This is a genomic window from Comamonas sp. A23 (assembly GCF_004522605.1).
GTDB lineage: Bacteria > Pseudomonadota > Gammaproteobacteria > Burkholderiales > Burkholderiaceae_C > Comamonas > Comamonas thiooxydans.
Window position 1 is genome coordinate 129,196 of the sequence record NZ_RSDT01000008.1, and the last position, 13,904, is coordinate 143,099.

The following is a 13,904-nucleotide window of genomic DNA, read 5'->3' on the forward strand; positions in this document are numbered from 1 at the left end:
CGCCGCAAGGCCCCCGCTACAGCGTTAGCGCAATTTTTCCAGCAGAGCGTAAAAAAAGCCGTCGTGGTCACCCAGGGGATTGTCTGCCACGGAATCGTGTTTGGCAGCTTTGCCGGGAATTAAATGACCCGGAGCAGGCAAGCTGGCCGCCGTAGTGTTGCGCGCAAGAAACGCTTGCATCTGGGCATCGCCCTCGGCCTTGAAGACCGAGCAGGTGCAATAGACCATGCGGCCGCCGGGCTGCAGCAGCGGCCACAGGGTATCGAGCAGCCTGGACTGGATGTCTGCCAGCTGGGCCACATCGCTCTCACGGCGCAGCCAGCGCACATCGGGCTGGCGACGCACAATGCCAGATGCCGTGCAAGGCGCATCGAGCAAGATCGCATCGAAGAACTGACCGCCACATTGCGATTCGAACCACGCCTGGGGCGCGGACGCATCGGCCACCAGCACCTTGGCCTTCAGGCCCAGGCGCGACAAGGTTTCACCGATGCGGCGAGCCCGCTCGGGGTCGATCTCCAGGGCCGTGACTTCGATGCCGCCGGGCGCAGCGCGCTCAAGCAGATGGGCAGTCTTGCCGCCGGGCGCAGCACAGGCATCCAGCACGCGCAGCGGGCGGCCCTGGGGCTCGGGCAAACCGGCCAGCAGCAGCGGTGCTGCGGCCTGCGCCGCGCCGTCCTGCACCGAGGCCCATCCCTCTTCAAACTGCGGCAGCTCCTGCACAGGCACGGCCTGCTCGAGTTGCAGGCCGCACTCGGCGACAGCTGTCGACTTCAGGTTCATCGCCTGCAGCGCATTCTGATACTGGGCTGGAGTGCTTTTCTGTGCATTCACCCGCAGCGTCATGGGCGGCTGGGCGTTGTTGGCCGCCAAAATGGTCTGCCAGTCCTGGGGATGGTCTTTTTTGAGCCGGGCAATCCACCATGCAGGGTGATTCCAGACGGCCACGGGATCGTTGTCGGTCGCGCTCACCAGGGCATCGCGCTCGCGCAGAAAGCGGCGCAGGCAGGCGTTGATGAAGCCGGACTGCGCGCGTGCCGCGCCGTTCTTGGCGGCTTCCACGGCCTGGTTGACCAGGGTGAAGGGCGGATATGGGGCTTGGGTCTCATCCCAGGCCAGTGCCAACGCAGTGCTCAGCAAGGCACTGACCTTGGGTGCCGGTGGGCGCGGCGCCAGCTGCTTTTGCAGCGCCTGGGCACGCCCCAGATTGCGCAGCACCTGGAACAGCAAGGCCTGCACTCCCGGACGCAAGCGCTGCGGCACCTGTGCCAGCACAGCCTTGCTGGACTGACCACCCAGGATGCCGTGCAAGGCCTTGGCCACCGCATCCAGCTGTTGCCACAGGGCAGGAGCGTTGGGCACGGCAGCACCTGCAGCGGCGTTCTTGGGTTGGGAAGGCTTGGAAGTCATGAAGAGCAGACCTGAAAATCTTGTAGAACTGACGCAGACCAGGATGCACAGCGGGCATTTCTATCGAGAAAACACCATGTCTGATCCGAGCTTGCGCAAATCGTGTCTTGATCAATGAAAAACGCTCCCGTCTGCACAAGGCAGAGCGGGAGCGCGGTGCATCAGCAGCGAACCGCAGCCGTTGCCGGCCGCGGCCCAGTGCCATGCTTAGTCGGCAGAGGCGTCGCCAGCAGGTGCTTCGACGTCATCAGCCAGCACACCGGCCAGCTCGGCTTCTTCGGCTTCGGCGATGGCACGACGCTCGGCATCGTCCATTTCGTCCTTGGCCTTGCGAGCCTGGTGATAGGCCAGACCGGTACCGGCGGGGATCAGACGACCCACGATCACGTTTTCCTTCAGGCCACGCAGCTCGTCGCGCTTGCCCATGATGGCAGCTTCGGTCAGAACACGGGTGGTTTCCTGGAAGGAAGCCGCAGAGATGAACGAGTCGGTCGACAGCGAAGCCTTGGTGATGCCCAGCAGCACGTTGGAGTACGTGGCAGGCAGCTTGCCTTCCTTCTGCATCTGTTCGTTGGTGTTGAGCACCTCGGAACGCTCGACCTGTTCACCCTGGATGTAGGTGGTATCGCCGGAGTTCTCGATGATCACGCGACGCAGCATCTGACGCACGATCACTTCGATGTGCTTGTCGTTGATCTTCACACCCTGCAGGCGGTAAACGTCCTGCACCTCGTCCACGATGTAGCGCGACAGCTCTTCGATACCCAGCAGACGCAGGATGTCTTGAGGATCGGCAGGACCGTCAACGATGGACTCGCCCTTGTTCACCACCTGGCCTTCGTGGACCAGAATGTTGCGCTCCTTGGGCACCAGCTCTTCCCAGACCTTGCCTTCCAGATCGGTGATCTGCAGGCGGATCTTGCCCTTGGTTTCCTTGCCGAAGGACACGGTACCGGTCATCTCGGCCAGCGTGCCCTTGTCCTTGGGCGTACGGGCTTCGAACAGCTCGGCCACACGGGGCAGACCACCGGTAATGTCGCGGGTCTTCTGGCCTTCCACAGGGATACGGGCCAGCACTTCGCCGGGGCCCACGTCCTGGCCGTCGCGCACCTGAATCAGGGCGCCGACCTGGAAGCCGATCGTCACGGCGTGGTCGGTACCAGGGATCTTGACTTCCTGGTTGTTGGCGTCGATCAGCTTGACCTGGGGACGCACCACCTTGGCAGAGCCACGACGCTTGGGGTCGATCACCACCAGAGTGGACAGACCGGTCACTTCGTCGACCTGCTTGGCCACCGTCAGACCTTCTTCCACATTCTCGAAACGCACTTGACCGGCGTATTCGGTAATGATGGGTCGAGTCAGCGGGTCCCAGTTCGCCAGGATCTTGCCGGCCTTGATGGCTTCGTCGGGCTTGATGGTCAGCACGGCGCCATAAGGCACCTTGTGACGCTCGCGCTCGCGGCCGTTTTCGCTGATCACGATCTCGCCGGAACGCGAAATCACCACCAGCTCGCCCTTGGTGTTGGACACATAGCGCATCGTGCTGTTGAAGCCGATCACGCCATTGGACTTGGCTTCCACGCTCGAGGCGATGGCAGCGCGCGAAGCGGCACCACCGATGTGGAAGGTACGCATGGTCAGCTGCGTGCCGGGTTCACCGATGGACTGGGCAGCGATCACACCCACGGCTTCGCCGAGGTTGATCAGGCCGCCACGACCCAGGTCGCGACCGTAGCAGGTTGCGCACAGACCGAAACGGGTTTCGCAGGTCAGAGCCGTACGCACCTTGATTTCGTCCACGCCCTGGGCTTCCAGCTCTTCGATGGTGTCTTCGTTGAGCAAGGTGCCGGCAGGCACCAGCACGGCACGGGTTTCGGGGTGCAGCACTTCTTCGGCGGTCGAACGGCCCAGCACACGGTCGCGCAGGGATTCGATCACTTCACCACCTTCGACGATGGCGCGCATCAGATAGCCGTTGGAGGTACCGCAATCCTGTTCGTTCACGACCAGATCCTGCGTCACGTCCACCAGACGACGAGTCAGGTAACCGGAGTTAGCCGTCTTCAGCGCCGTGTCGGCCAGACCCTTACGAGCACCGTGGGTCGAGATGAAGTACTGCAGCACGTTGAGGCCTTCGCGGAAGTTCGCGGTGATAGGCGTCTCAATAATGGAGCCGTCAGGCTTGGCCATCAGACCACGCATACCGGCCAGCTGACGAATCTGCGCTGCGGAGCCACGGGCGCCGGAGTCGGCCATCATGTAAATCGCGTTGAACGATTCCTGATCGACTTCGTTGCCGTGACGGTCGGTGGTCTTCTGGACCTTGAGCTGGTCCATCATCACCTTGGACACGTCGTCGCCGGCCTTGCCCCAGATGTCCACCACCTTGTTGTAGCGCTCGCCCGAGGTCACCAGACCCGAGACGTACTGCTGCTCGATCTCCTTCACTTCGGACTCTGCGCGGGCCAGGATGTCGGCCTTTTGCGGAGGCACCAGCATGTCGTCGATGGAGATCGAGATACCGGCGTGCGTGGACAGACGGAAACCGTTTTGCAGCAGCTTGTCGGCAAACACGACCGTGGCCTTCAGACCGCACTTGCGGAAGGAGGCGTTGATCAGCTTGGAGATTTCCTTCTTCTTCAGCGCCTTGTTCATGTTGCTGAAAGCCAGGCCCTTGGGCAGGATTTCAGACAACAGGGCACGGCCCACGGTGGTTTCCACGAGCGAGGTCACGGGCTCGAATTCGCCAGTTTCCTTGTTCTTGTTCCACTCGGTCAGGCGCACGCTGATCTTGGCGTGCAGTTCGGTCTCGCCAGCATCCAGAGCGCGTTGCAGCTCCATCAGGTCGGCAAACACCATGCCTTCGCCCTTGCCGTTGATCTTTTCACGCGTGGCGTGATACAGACCCAGCACCACGTCCTGAGAAGGAACGATGGAGGGTTCGCCCGAAGCGGGGAACAGCACGTTGTTCGAGGCCAGCATCAGCACGCGGGCTTCCATCTGCGCTTCCACAGACAGGGGCACGTGAACAGCCATCTGGTCACCGTCGAAGTCGGCGTTGAAGGCCGCGCAGACCAGCGGGTGCAGTTGCAGGGCCTTGCCTTCGATCAGGATGGGCTCGAAAGCCTGGATACCCAGACGGTGCAGCGTAGGCGCACGGTTGAGCATGATGGGGTGTTCCTTGATGACTTCTTCAAGGATGTCCCACACCACGGGCGTACCGGCTTCCACTTCCTTCTTGGCAGCCTTGATGGTCGTGGCGATGCCGCGCTGCTCGAGCTGCGCGAAGATGAAGGGCTTGAACAGCTCCAGCGCCATCAGCTTGGGCAGACCGCACTGGTGCAGCTTGAGGTAAGGACCCACGGTAATCACGGAACGACCGGAGTAGTCCACGCGCTTGCCCAGCAAGTTCTGACGGAAACGACCGCTCTTGCCCTTGATCATGTCGGCCAGAGACTTCAGGGCACGCTTGTTGGCGCCCGTCATGGCCTTGCCGCGACGGCCGTTGTCCAGCAGCGAGTCCACCGCTTCCTGCAGCATGCGCTTTTCGTTGCGCGCAATGATTTCAGGAGCCTTGAGCTCGAGCAGACGACGCAGACGCGAGTTGCGGTTGATGACGCGGCGGTACAGGTCGTTCAGGTCGGAAGTGGCGAAACGGCCACCGTCCAGAGGCACCAGAGGACGCAGATCGGGAGGCAGCACGGGCAGCACTTCCATCACCATCCACTCGGGCTTGATGCCGGACTTCTTGAACGCTTCGAGCAGCTTCAGGCGCTTGGCGTTCTTCTTGACCTTGACTTCGGAGCCGGTCAGATCGTTGCGCAGGCGCTCAATCTCGACGTCGATGTCGATGCCTTCGAGCAGGTCCTTGATGCCTTCAGCGCCCATCTTGGCGGTGAACTCATCGTAGCCGTACTCGAGTTGCTTGGCGTCGTAGTCGTCCTCGGTCATGATGCTGAACTTCTTCAGCGGAGTCATGCCGGGATCGGTCACCACATAGGCTTCGAAGTACAGCACGCGCTCGATGTCGCGCAGCGTCATGTCCAGCACCAGGCCCAGGCGCGAAGGCAGGGACTTCAGGAACCAGATGTGAGCGCAGGGCGCGGCCAGGTCGATGTGACCCATGCGTTCGCGACGCACCTTGGTCTGTGTGACTTCAACGCCGCACTTCTCGCAGATCACACCGCGGTGCTTGAGGCGCTTGTACTTGCCGCACAGGCATTCGTAGTCCTTGATCGGGCCAAAGATCTTGGCGCAGAACAGACCATCACGCTCGGGCTTGAAAGTACGGTAGTTGATCGTTTCAGGCTTCTTCACTTCGCCGAAAGACCAGGAACGGATCTTCTCGGGCGAGGCCAGGCCGATCTTGATGGCATCGAAATGCTCATCAGGCGTAAATTGCTTGAACAGGTCGAGTAGCGATTTCATGTAACTCTTTCCTTTTCGTCAAAAATCATTGCAGCCACCGCTGGATTTGCCTTGGTTTCAGCAACGAACCAAGCGCAAATCCTTTGTTTTAAAGCGGTTGCAGCTCTCTGTTTAATAGGGCTTAAGAACGTTCGAGCTCGATGTCCAAGCCCAGAGAGCGGATTTCCTTGACCAGCACGTTGAACGATTCGGGCATGCCCGCTTCGATCGAGTGCTCGCCCTTGACGATGGACTCGTACACCTTGGTACGACCGACCACGTCGTCGGACTTCACAGTCAGCATTTCCTGCAGCACATAGGCGGCGCCGTAAGCTTCCAGCGCCCACACTTCCATTTCACCGAAACGCTGACCACCGAACTGGGCCTTACCGCCCAGAGGCTGTTGCGTCACCAGCGAGTAAGGACCGGTGGAGCGGGCATGCATCTTGTCGTCGACCAAGTGGTGCAGCTTCAGGTAGTGCATATAGCCCACGGTGGTCGGACGCTCGAAGCGCTCGCCGGTGCGGCCGTCATACAGATAAGCCTGAGTGCGTGTCTCGGTCAGACCCTTGGCGGCAGCGATGTCGTCAGGGTAGGCCAGCTTCAGCATGTCCTTGATTTCGGCTTCGGAAGCACCGTCGAACACTGGCGTTGCGAACGGCACGCCCGTGGTCAGCTCCTTGGCCATGGACATGACTTCGCCGTCGTCCAGCTGAGACAGCTCTTCCTTGCGGCCGCTGCGGTTGTAGATCTCTTCCAGGAAGGCACGCACTTCAGCAGCGCGGGCTTCCTTTTGCAGCATGTCGCCGATGCGCTGGCCCAGGCCCTTGCCGGCCCAGCCCAAGTGCACTTCCAGCACCTGACCGATGTTCATACGCGAAGGCACGCCCAGCGGGTTCAGCACGATGTCGGCAGTGGTGCCGTCGGCCAGGAAAGGCATGTCTTCCACGGGAGTGATCTTGGAGACCACACCCTTGTTGCCGTGACGGCCGGCCATCTTGTCGCCGGGCTGCAGACGACGCTTGACGGCCAGGTAGACCTTGACCATCTTGAGCACGCCGGCAGGCAGCTCGTCGCCTTGCGTGAGCTTCTTGCGCTTTTCCTCGAACGCCAGGTCGAAGGTGTGACGCTGCTGCTCGATGGAGTTCTTGATGGACTCCAGCTGAGCGGCCACATCGTCTTCGGCAGGGCGAATGTCGAACCAGTGGAACTTCTCCACGCCGTCCAGATAGGCCTTGTCGATCTTGGCGCCCTTGGACAACTTCTGAGGACCGCCGTTGGCCACGCGGCCGGTCAGCAGCTTCTCGATACGGTCGAAAGCGTCGGCTTCCACAATGCGCAGCTGGTCGTTCAGGTCCAGGCGGAAGCGCTTGAGTTCATCGTCGATGATCTGCTGGGCACGCTTGTCGCGCTGGATGCCTTCACGCGTGAACACCTGCACGTCGATCACGGTACCTTGCGAGCCCTGATCCACACGCAGAGAAGTGTCCTTCACGTCGGAAGCCTTCTCGCCGAAGATGGCGCGCAGCAGCTTCTCTTCAGGCGTCAGCGTGGTCTCGCCCTTGGGTGTGACCTTACCCACCAGCACATCGCCGGGTTGCACTTCGGCGCCCACGTAGATGATGCCGGACTCGTCCAGGCGGTTCAGTTGCTGCTCGGACAGGTTGGGGATGTCGCGTGTGATTTCTTCGGCACCCAGCTTGGTGTCGCGAGCCATCACCACCAGCTCTTCGATGTGGATCGAGGTGTAGCGATCGTCAGCCACGATGCGCTCGTTGATCATCACCGAGTCTTCGTAGTTGTAGCCGTTCCAGGGCATGAACGCGATCAGCATGTTCTGGCCGATGGCGATTTCGCCCAGGTCGGTCGAAGCGCCGTCCGCCAGCACATCACCCTTGGCCAGCTTGTCGCCACGGCTGACGATGGGGCGCTGGTGGATGTTGGTGTTCTGGTTGGAACGCTGATACTTGATCAGGTTGTAGATGTCCACGCCGACTTCACCGGCCACGGCTTCGTCGTCGTTCACACGGATCACGATGCGGGTGGCATCGACATAGTCCACGATACCGCCGCGCTTGGCAGTGACCACGGTGCCGGAGTCCACGGCAGCAACGCGCTCGATACCGGTACCGACCATGGGCTTTTCAGGACGCAGCACAGGCACGGCCTGACGCGACATGTTGGCGCCCATCAAGGCACGGTTCGCATCGTCGTGTTCCAGGAAGGGAATCAGCGAGGCGGCCACGGACACGATCTGCGCAGGCGACACGTCCATGTATTGCACGCGCTCGGCCGACACCAGGGTCGATTCACCGGCTTCACGGGCCGACACCAGCTCGCCCACCAGATTGCCTTCGGCATCCAGATCGGCGTTGGCCTGGGCGATCACGTACTTACCTTCTTCGATGGCCGACAGATAGTCGATGTCCATCGTCACCTTGCCGTCCACCACGCGACGGTACGGGGTTTCGATGAAACCGTACTCGTTCAGGCGGGCGTACAGAGCCAGCGAGTTGATCAGACCAATGTTGGGACCTTCAGGCGTTTCGATAGGGCAGACGCGACCATAGTGGGTCACGTGCACGTCACGCACTTCAAAGCCTGCACGTTCGCGGGTCAGACCGCCTGGGCCCTGGGCGGAAACACGACGCTTGTGCGTGATTTCTGCCAGAGGGTTGGTCTGGTCCATGAACTGCGACAGCTGCGAGGCACCGAAGAACTCCTTCAGGGCCGCAGAGATGGGCTTGGAGTTGATCAGGTCGTGGGGCATGAGAGGCTCTTGCTCGGCCTGACCCAGACGCTCCTTCACAGCCTTTTCGATACGCGCCAGACCGGTGCGGTACTGGTTTTCGGCCAGTTCGCCCACGCAACGCACGCGGCGGTTGCCCAGGTGGTCGATATCGTCGACTTCGCCACGGCCATTGCGCAGGTCCACCAGGATCTTGACCACGGCCAGGATGTCTTCGTTGGACAGCACCATGGGACCGGTCGCGCCTTCGCGGCCGATCTTGGCGTTGAACTTCATGCGGCCCACGCGCGACAGATCATAAGTGTCGGCGTTGTAGAACAGGCGCTGGAACAGGGCCTGCACGGCGTCCTCGGTAGGAGGCTCGCCAGGACGCATCATGCGGTAGATGGCAACGCGGGCAGCGAACTCGTCCACGGTTTCATCGGTGCGCAGGGTCTGCGAGATGTAGGCGCCCTGGTCCAGTTCGTTGGTGTAGATGCACTGAACGTCCTGCACGCCGGCGCTGCGCAGCTTCTTGAGCAGAGCTTCGGTCAGTTCTTCGTTGGCCTTGGCGATGATTTCGCCGGTATCGGGATCAACGATGTTCTTGGCCAGCACACGACCCAGCAGGAAGTCTTCGGGCACGCTGACGAACTTGGTGCCGGACTGCTCCAGCTCGCGGGTGTGGCGAGCGGTGATGCGCTTGTCCTTGGCGACCACGACCTTGCCGGACTTGTCGGTGATGTCGAAACGCGCGACTTCGCCCTTCAGGCGATCGGCCACGAATTCCATCTGCGCACCGCTGTCCATCAGGCGGAAGTTGTCGTTCACGAAGAACGTTGCCAGGATGGTCTCGGGCGTCATGCCGATGGCCTTCAGCAGGATCGACACAGGCATCTTGCGGCGACGGTCGACGCGGAAGTACAGCAGGTCCTTGGGGTCGAACTCGAAGTCCAGCCAGGAGCCGCGGTAAGGAATGATGCGAGCCGAGAACAGCAGCTTGCCCGAGCTATGGGTCTTGCCCTTGTCGTGCTCGAAGAACACGCCAGGCGAACGGTGCAGCTGAGACACGATCACGCGCTCGGTACCGTTGATGATGAACGAACCCTTGTCGGTCATCAAGGGCACTTCGCCCATGTAGACCTCTTGCTCCTTCACTTCCTTGACCACCTTGGACTGAGCCGTGGAGGACTCGCGGTCATAGATGATCAGCTGGACCTTGGCGCGGACAGCGGAGGCGAAGGTCAGACCACGGGTCTGGCATTCACGCACGTCGAAAGCGGGCTTGGCGAGGTTGTACTCGACAAACTTCATCTCCACAAAACCATTGTGGGAGACGATGGGGAAGGCGGAATTGAAGGCCGCTTGCAGGCCATCAATGGTACGTTTTTTGGGGGCTACATCTGCCTGCAGGAATGCTGTATAGGCATCTTTTTGCATCTGCAGCAGATAAGGCACTTCGAGCACGCTATCGCGGCTCCCGAAGCTTTTGCGGATTCGCTTGCGTTCGGTATAAGAATAGGCCATGAGATCTCCGGGCAAAGACATGAGTCCTGGGTCTGCGACGACTGCCCCACAGGGTTCTCCTGCGGGCTTGGCGGTTGGCCACTACCAACCATGGCTGACGGCGATGCGTTGCACATCGCCCGAACCAAGGCATCTTCTGCTGTCGGATTGTCAGAAGACACTAAAAAGCAGACTCCCTAGGAAACCTGCTTTTTGGTGTGTTCTTTAAGCGCACTCCACAAGCGCCAAAGGCTGGAGACCCTTTTACGAGTCTCCAGCCCTTGATTTCACTGAATTACTTCAGTTCAGCCTTGGCACCGGCTTCAACCAGCTTCTTCACAGCGGCTTCAGCGTCAGCCTTGGGAGCGGCTTCCTTCACGGTCTTGGGAGCGCCATCGACCAGATCCTTGGCTTCCTTCAGACCCAGGCCGGTGATTTCGCGCACAGCCTTAATCACGGACACTTTGTTAGCGCCAGCGTCGGTCAGAACGACGTTGAACTCGGTCTTTTCTTCAGCAGCAGCAGCGCCACCAGCAGCGCCGCCAGCAGCGGGAGCAGCCATAGCAGCGGCGGACACGCCAAACTTCTCTTCAATAGCCTTGACCAGGTCGTTCAGTTCCAGAACAGTCATGCTGTCCAGGGCGGTCAGGAATGCGTCTTTATCGAATGCCATTTTGATTTCCTAAAATTGGTTGGTTTTGCCGAGCACTCAGGCTGCGGCTGTTTCTGTTGCCGCTTCGGCAGAGCCTTCGCCCTTCTTGGCCGCCAGAGCGCCCAGCACAACGGCTGTACGCGAGATAGGCGACATGAGCAAGCCGCACAGTTGTGCGAGCAGTACTTCCTTGGAGGGGATGTTTGCCAGTTGCTTAACGCCGTCGATGTCCAGGGCCTTGCCTCCGAACGCGCCACCGCGAATCACCAACTTGTCGTTGGTCTTCGCGAAGTCGGCCACCACCTTGGCGGCAGCCACTGCGTCTTCAGAGAAGCCATAGATCAGGGGACCAGTCATCTGGTCAGCCACCACGTCAAACGCGCTACCGGCAACAGCACGGCGGGCCAGGGTGTTCTTCAACACGCTCAGGCTCACACCCTTGCTGCGAGCATCGGCACGCAGTTTGGTCATGTCGGCGACCGTGATGCCACGGTATTCCGCGATCACAAGCGTTTGAGCTTTAGCGGCGAGGCTGGTCACTTCGTTGATGACCGCTTCTTTCTCACTGCGATTAAGACTCAAGGTCTACTCCTTCAAATGCATATGCAAGGCAAGCCCTGCATACACGCTCTTGTTGCAGCGACCAACTGTTTAGGAAAAATTTCCATCTGCAGCGGGATCGCCATCTGCGTTGGCCTTCGTGATTAAGTGATCAAATCACACCAACGGTCTTGGATGACCTGCAGGAGCAACAACTCCCGCAGCCCACCACACCAGATGAGCAAAGCTCATCTGACGATTTCTAGCAATTACGCCGAGATGGATTGTGTATCGACGCGAACGCCCACACCCATGGTCGACGAAACAGCCACCTTGCGCAGGTACAGACCCTTGCTGGAAGCAGGCTTGGCCTTGTTCAGTGCATCGATCAGAGCAGCCAGGTTGCCCTGCAGCTTGTCGGCATCGAACGAACGGCGACCGATCGTGCCGTGCACGATACCAGCCTTGTCCACGCGGAACTGCACCTGACCAGCCTTGGCGTTCTTCACGGCCGTAGCGACGTCAGGAGTCACGGTGCCAACCTTGGGGTTGGGCATCAGGCCGCGGGGGCCCAGGATCTGACCCAACTGGCCCACAACGCGCATGGCGTCGGGAGCAGCGATCACCACGTCGAAGGGCATGTCGCCGGCCTTGACTTGAGCAGCCAGGTCGTCCATGCCGACCACGTCAGCGCCAGCGGCCTTGGCTTCTTCAGCCTTGGCGCCTTGTGCGAACACAGCCACGCGAGCAGTCTTGCCGGTACCGTGAGGCAGCACCACGGCGCCACGCACCACTTGGTCCGACTTCTTGGCATCCACGCCCAGTTGCACGGCCACGTCGATGGATTCATCGAACTTGGCAGTTGCAGCTTCCTTCACCAGCGCCACGGCGTCAGCGAAAGAGTACAGCTTGTTGGAATCAACCTTGCCCTGGAGAGCTTTTTGCTTCTTGGTCAACTTGGCCATTTACACACCCTCCACGATCACGCCCATCGAACGGGCAGAACCAGCCAGCGTACGCACAGCAGCGTCAACGTCAGCGGCGTTCATGTCCTTCAGCTTGGTCTTGGCGATTTCTTCCAGCTGAGCACGTGTGATCTTGCCAACCTTGTTCTTCAGAGGATTGGAAGAGCCCTTGTCCAGCTTCACAGCCTTCTTGATCAGAACGGTTGCGGGAGGAGTCTTGATGACGAACGTGAAGCTCTTGTCAGCAAAAGCCGTGATCACCACGGGCAGAGGCAGGCCGGGCTCGACACCTTGGGTCTGGGCGTTGAACGCCTTGCAGAATTCCATGATGTTGAGGCCGCGCTGACCCAGCGCAGGACCAATGGGAGGAGAAGGATTGGCCTTACCAGCTGGCACTTGCAGCTTGATGAAGCCGACGATTTTTTTCGCCATGTTGAGCTCCTTACGGGTATAGCGCCATTTGCAATATCTGCAAACAGCTCCCCGAGGTTGCTGACTCTACAAAAAAGCTTCGCATCGAGTCAAAAAATGCGAAGCCCTAGATTCTATTGCGAATCTCAAGTTTTCTCAACTTGAGAGAATTCCAATTCCACAGGAGTCGCGCGGCCAAAGATGGTGACCGAGACACGCAGACGGTTCTTTTCGTAGTTGACTTCCTCGACGGAGCCATTGAAGTCCGCGAACGGACCTTCCTTGACACGAACCATTTCGCCGACCATGAACTCGACCTTGTGGCGGGGCTTTTCGGTGCCCTCCTGCATCTGGTCGACGATCTTGCGAACTTCTTCTTCAGAAATGGGGGCAGGACGGTTCTTGGCACCGCCAACGAAACCGGTCACCTTGCTGGTGTGCTTCACCAGGTGCCAGGTATCGTCATCCATCACCATTTCGACGAACACATAACCGGGGAACAGGCGGCGCTCTGTGGTGCGGCGAGTGCCGTTGCGCATTTCCACCACTTCTTCGGAAGGCACCAGGATGCGGCCAAACTTGGACTGCATGTCCGAGCGAGCAATACGCTCCGCAATATTGCGCTCGACAGCTTTCTCCATACCCGAATAGGCATGGACGATATACCAGCGCAGATCGGGATTGGCGGGTCCCGCTGCTCCACCATTCACATCTGTTTCGACTGCATCAGCCATTACTTCCTCCAGCCCAAAATCAAGTCGTACAAGACCCATTCAAGCGTCTTATCGGTGAACCACAAGAACAAGGCCATCACCACCACAAACGCAAAGACATACAGTGTCATCTGCATGGTTTCCTTGCGGGTGGGCCAGACCACCTTCTTCACCTCACGCCAAGCATCACGAGCAAAGCCAACGAAGCGCTTGCCCGGCTCAGAGATCAGAAACACGCCAGCAGCCAGCACCAGGCCGACAATCAGAGCCGCCCACTGAACCAGCGCACCTTGCTTGCTCAACAGATAAAAGCCAGCAATAGAAGCAACAACTAAAGCCGCAACAGCGGCTAATTTTGCTTTGTCAGCAGCAGAGCTGACTGTTTCAACCTGAGTAGTGGCCATATTTTGTTTCAAATGCACAAAAATGTGCAATTTCAAGACACAAAAGCCCGCCAAAGGCGGGCTCTTGTTGATTCCACCATTAAGAGGTGGCAGGGGCAGTAGGAATCGAACCTACAACCTTCGGTTTTGGAGACCGACGCTCTGCCAATTGAGCTATACCCCTAC

9 protein-coding genes and 1 tRNA gene are annotated in these 13,904 nt (G+C 59.7%); all 10 read right to left on the reverse strand.

Annotated features, from left to right (window positions below; genetic code table 11):
- Positions 1–24 precede the first annotated feature (24 nt).
- A complete protein-coding gene (gene rsmB, locus EIC84_RS17935; RefSeq protein WP_003065680.1) occupies positions 25–1,410 on the reverse strand; it encodes a 16S rRNA (cytosine(967)-C(5))-methyltransferase RsmB in 1,386 nt (461 codons plus the stop codon).
- 207 nt (positions 1,411–1,617) lie between these two features.
- Positions 1,618–5,841 carry a DNA-directed RNA polymerase subunit beta' gene (gene rpoC / locus EIC84_RS17940; RefSeq protein WP_003065685.1) on the reverse strand — a complete coding sequence of 1,408 codons (4,224 nt, stop codon included), beginning with the start codon at positions 5,839–5,841 and terminating at the stop codon, positions 1,618–1,620.
- Positions 5,842–5,962: 121 nt separating this feature from the next.
- Positions 5,963–10,075, reverse strand: a complete 4,113-nt coding sequence (gene rpoB / locus EIC84_RS17945) for a DNA-directed RNA polymerase subunit beta (RefSeq protein ID WP_134737335.1) — start codon at positions 10,073–10,075, stop codon at positions 5,963–5,965.
- 274 nt (positions 10,076–10,349) lie between these two features.
- Positions 10,350–10,727, reverse strand: coding sequence for a 50S ribosomal protein L7/L12 (gene rplL, locus EIC84_RS17950; RefSeq protein WP_003065690.1), 378 nt, complete (start codon positions 10,725–10,727; stop codon positions 10,350–10,352).
- Positions 10,728–10,763: 36 nt separating this feature from the next.
- Positions 10,764–11,288, reverse strand: a complete 525-nt coding sequence (gene rplJ, locus EIC84_RS17955; RefSeq protein ID WP_003065692.1) for a 50S ribosomal protein L10 — start codon at positions 11,286–11,288, stop codon at positions 10,764–10,766.
- 227 nt (positions 11,289–11,515) lie between these two features.
- The gene (rplA, locus tag EIC84_RS17960; RefSeq protein ID WP_003065693.1) at positions 11,516–12,211 is read right to left on the reverse strand and encodes a 50S ribosomal protein L1; all 696 of its coding nucleotides are present in this window, start codon (positions 12,209–12,211) and stop codon (positions 11,516–11,518) included.
- The gene (gene rplK, locus EIC84_RS17965) at positions 12,212–12,643 is read right to left on the reverse strand and encodes a 50S ribosomal protein L11 (RefSeq protein WP_003059339.1); all 432 of its coding nucleotides are present in this window, start codon (positions 12,641–12,643) and stop codon (positions 12,212–12,214) included. It lies immediately after the preceding gene.
- Positions 12,644–12,768: 125 nt separating this feature from the next.
- On the reverse strand, positions 12,769–13,356 hold the full coding sequence (gene nusG, locus EIC84_RS17970) for a transcription termination/antitermination protein NusG (protein WP_003065695.1): 588 nt from the start codon (positions 13,354–13,356) through the stop codon (positions 12,769–12,771).
- Positions 13,356–13,739: a preprotein translocase subunit SecE gene (gene secE / locus EIC84_RS17975; protein WP_034362104.1), complete on the reverse strand. Its 384-nt coding sequence runs from the start codon at positions 13,737–13,739 to the stop codon at positions 13,356–13,358. Before secE ends, nusG begins: the two co-directional genes overlap by 1 nt.
- 87 nt (positions 13,740–13,826) lie before the next feature.
- Positions 13,827–13,902: transfer RNA gene (locus tag EIC84_RS17980), tRNA-Trp, on the reverse strand.
- Positions 13,903–13,904: the final 2 nt, after the last annotated feature.